The organism is Candidatus Poribacteria bacterium (assembly GCA_021162805.1).
GTDB lineage: Bacteria > Poribacteria > WGA-4E > B28-G17 > B28-G17 > JAGGXZ01.
The window spans coordinates 1-3,413 of record JAGGXZ010000218.1 but is presented as its reverse complement, the minus strand read 5'-3'; the positions used below and the strand labels follow the sequence as shown (position 1 = coordinate 3,413).

Annotated in this window: 4 protein-coding genes; 3 read left to right on the top strand and 1 reads right to left on the bottom strand. The window is 46.1% G+C overall.

Annotated elements, in window-relative coordinates; genetic code table 11:
• The 3 genes from J7M22_17925 to J7M22_17915 form a co-directional block, all read left to right on the top strand.
• On the top strand, positions 1 to 1,061 hold a 1,061-nt coding region (locus J7M22_17925; protein ID MCD6508483.1), incomplete at its 5' end, for a hypothetical protein.
• Positions 1,062 to 1,078: 17 nt separating this feature from the next.
• Positions 1,079 to 1,756: a hypothetical protein gene (locus J7M22_17920; GenBank protein ID MCD6508482.1), complete on the top strand. Its 678-nt coding sequence runs from the start codon at positions 1,079 to 1,081 to the stop codon at positions 1,754 to 1,756.
• A gap of 7 nt (positions 1,757 to 1,763) precedes the next feature.
• On the top strand, positions 1,764 to 2,720 hold the full coding sequence (locus J7M22_17915; protein MCD6508481.1) for a hypothetical protein: 957 nt from the start codon (positions 1,764 to 1,766) through the stop codon (positions 2,718 to 2,720).
• 499 nt (positions 2,721 to 3,219) lie between these two features.
• Here the strand turns inward: J7M22_17915 and J7M22_17910 are convergent.
• The coding region (locus J7M22_17910; protein MCD6508480.1) for a hypothetical protein at positions 3,220 to 3,413 on the bottom strand (194 nt) is incomplete at its 5' end.

Below are 3,413 nucleotides of genomic sequence, written 5' to 3'. Positions count from 1 at the left end.
TTCTGCATGTGGATGCAGAGGGATTGCAGGAGCCTTGTGAGGTTGTAAAAGAGAAGGAGAAGTTTGAGCGTCAGAATCACCATCTTTTTCACCCCCTTTCGTTTGGAGTTAGGAAAGTGGAGGGGGAATATTTCCCCCTGCCCCTTCAGGTATTACAATACTTTCAGCCTTTTGTGTTTGACGATACCTCTGTGAAGAAAGGAGGAGTAGGGATGGAGAGGCTTGCGAAGGTGATGATCTGTCTTGCAGGTATTGCCATTCTTCTCTTTATCGGTCTTCAGATCTGGTTACATCATAAGACAGACCGGATAGAGGGGAAACTTCAGGTAACCCCTCAAGAGCGGAGATTCCCTCCCTCCGGAGGCTTGACACCAGAGTTTAAGCATCCTGACTATTTAGTGGACTCCAAATTCTATAGCTCAGAGCAGGAAATAGAACGAGATGTGTTATTAGATAGCGAGATAGAGAAGGCACTTAAGGCATTTGAGGAGTTTCTGAAAAACCAGGATAAGAAAGAGGAAGGTTATGCCTATTCCAGCGAATCAGAAGATGGGGATAGCCAAAACGGTGAAGAGGAAGGGTACGATTACTCCGAGTATGATAAGCTATTCTATAACCGGGAAGTATGGATCGGCAACCAGAGATTTATCTGGAACCTCCCCTTGGTTGGCGTTCCCATCCCTGTCAAGACATATGCATATAAGCTGCTTCCAACACCTGAGGACAGGAAACGGATGGCGGAGTTAGAGAGGGAAGCTGAACTCTACCCTTGGAAAGCCGATGAACTTTACCGTGAATACAAGAAGATTTATAATCGCTCCATACGTAAGGTTGTGGTAACCGGATATGATATCACCAATATGGTAGGCAAAATATTACCTGACGGCACAGTGCTCGAATATCGGAGGGTACCCAACAACCCTGATGGACAACTGGTCAGGATAGTTAAGAAACCGGATGGGGAGGTTTTAATCTTCCCCGTGAAGGATGACAGGAAGATCATTCCTCCCGTGCTGTTTGTCGATAACACGGCTGAGCTGAGTGATCCTCGCCTTGAGTAAAGACTGAGAGGAAGATTATGAGAAGACGGCATCTGATAGCGGTTAGTATCAGCATATTCGTATTGGTGATGATCGCCGTTTACCTTGTGATATCCCCCAAACCGAGTGAATCTAGAAGGGAGAAAGTGGAGAGATTTCTCATTGAAGCTTTCCTGTCTGATATAAGCGGTGAAGTTGAAAAAGCTATCGAGGGGTTCCTGATGCGACAGGAGAAGGGGGAGGAAATCCCAAAAGCAGGTGAATATGATTACTCGGAATACGACAGGACGGTTTCCCCCATGCATATATTTCAAGTGAGCAAATGGCAGAGTGTTGATATACCTTTGGATCTGCTTGGGATCACGCTCCCGGTTCGCTATGATAAGAAAAGGAGAATCGTGGAGGTATTGGAACCTATACCCAGGTCGAAGGAGAGGCGGATGCGGCTAGCGGAGCTGGAATATGAGGCTGCGATACATCCTGAGAGGGCAAAAGAGCTGTCGGTGGAGCATCAGATTATACTTGCCAATTCTCAGATAGTGATCCCGCCGGGATATGAGCCCTATGCTATAGAGGGCAGGCCGTTCAGGCGATTGGAGGATGGTACGTTGTTGCAGTGGAGGAGGTTGCCTAACGGGCAGTTGGTTCGCATAGTGAGGAAGCGGGGAGGGGAGATATTGGTCTTCCCCGTGGCGACCCTCCCCAGAAGAAGATAGAGGAAAGATGAGGAAGTGGGATAGCTGCTTTTTAGCGGGTCTGATCCTCATAGGGGTTTCATCATTAGCGGTCTACATCCGTATACAAACGGTATCGATTTTAGGCGATGATTTGTTTCTCGGCACAGATTCATATCGCTTTGCCAAAAGGGCGAGGATAATATTAAAGGAAGGGAAACTCCCTTCCCGTGACCCCACAGCATGGTTGCCTCAGGGAAGAGATTTAACTGATATATGTTCTCCTTTTTCCCTGGAATACCTTCTCGCTTACGCATGCCGAATCTTCTCTGCTTTTAACCCCAAGATCTCACTCCACTCCGTTATTGTCTACTATCCAGTCGTCACCTTCGTAATGATCCTTATTCTCTCGTTCTTGATCTGCATTAAGCTTTTCGGTCTGTCCTATGGGGTTCTTTCCTTAATGCTTTTAAGCCTCTGTCCAGGGATTCTGGATAGAACCGTAGCGGGATTTTCCGATAGAGACGCTCTGGTGCTATTTCTGGCTATGCTCTCATACACCTTTTACATCTTCAGCTTTTACCATTCTGACTTCAGGAGGAGGATATTTCTCCTTAGTTCCGGGATTGTGATGGGAATCCTCGGATTAATCTGGAAAGGAGCGGGTATCTTTATAGTTATACCGGTCATGTTTAACCTCGTTAGATGGGGGATAAATGGGTGGGGATGGGATGATTTCAAGCTCTATCTCTGGTGGGTTATACCAATGGAGGTGATCTTAACAGTGGCTACCAACAGATACCGCCATGATCTGCTGGCAGGATACTCTTCGGTTACGATCTTATTCCCTTTTTTGCCCCCGCTTCTGGCATCTTATCACTCCTCCATCGCCTATATTTTTTTAAGATCAAGATTCAAAAGGAGGGTTTACCGAATCGGTGTGATGGCCGGAATAAGCCTGATTACCGTAATCCTAATCCTTACTTTATGGGAAAAATCGAGATGATAGGGCAAAACACACTGGAAAATTTCCTCTATCCCTTCGGGTTGAGCAGACATTTCCTGCTTGTTGTAGAGCTTCAGCCATCCACGACCCTAACGTGGTTCCAATCGCTCTCTTTCTTTTTCCTTCTATTTGCTTGCGGGTTGATGCTGATAACCCATCGGATTTGTCACACGCTAGGATTAAACTCGTGGTTGGTGGGAGGAGTAGTTCTGTTTCTGATAGGAAGCGTTCTCTATGTCCGTCTCCCATTCGACCGAATAATCTTAAATCCAATAACGGCAGAAGTGCTATACATAGGGAGCCTTTCGCTTATGCTGTTTATCCTGATTGTTATCTCAATTCAAAGGAGGATCAAAAGAGCAGGACTTGGATTATGGTTAGAACCCAGGGAACAGGGGATGTTTCTATTAGCTTTGTGGTCAATCGAAATGCTCTGTTTGACACGTTCAGCGAACAGATTCATGATATTTCCCACGCCACCGGTTATATTTATCGGAGCCTACCCTATATATGAACTATATCGCAAAGCGGTGAGAACGGAAGATCTGCAGGTATTTTTGTCTCTTGCTGATTGACTGACAAAACTCATCGGCTCTACGTCGGAAACCCTTATGTGATAAGACTTCCTGGCGCTCTCAATTGTTCGAGTTTTTGAAACTTCGACAAGCCCAGAATTTTCAGGGGTTTTCTCGG

Excerpts from the sequence above, each read along its gene's own strand:
- J7M22_17920 (MCD6508482.1), top strand. The coding sequence starts at position 1,079 with ATGAGAAGACGGCATCTGATAGCGGTTAGTATCAGCATATTCGTATTG.
- J7M22_17915 (MCD6508481.1), top strand. The coding sequence starts at position 1,764 with ATGAGGAAGTGGGATAGCTGCTTTTTAGCGGGTCTGATCCTCATAGGG.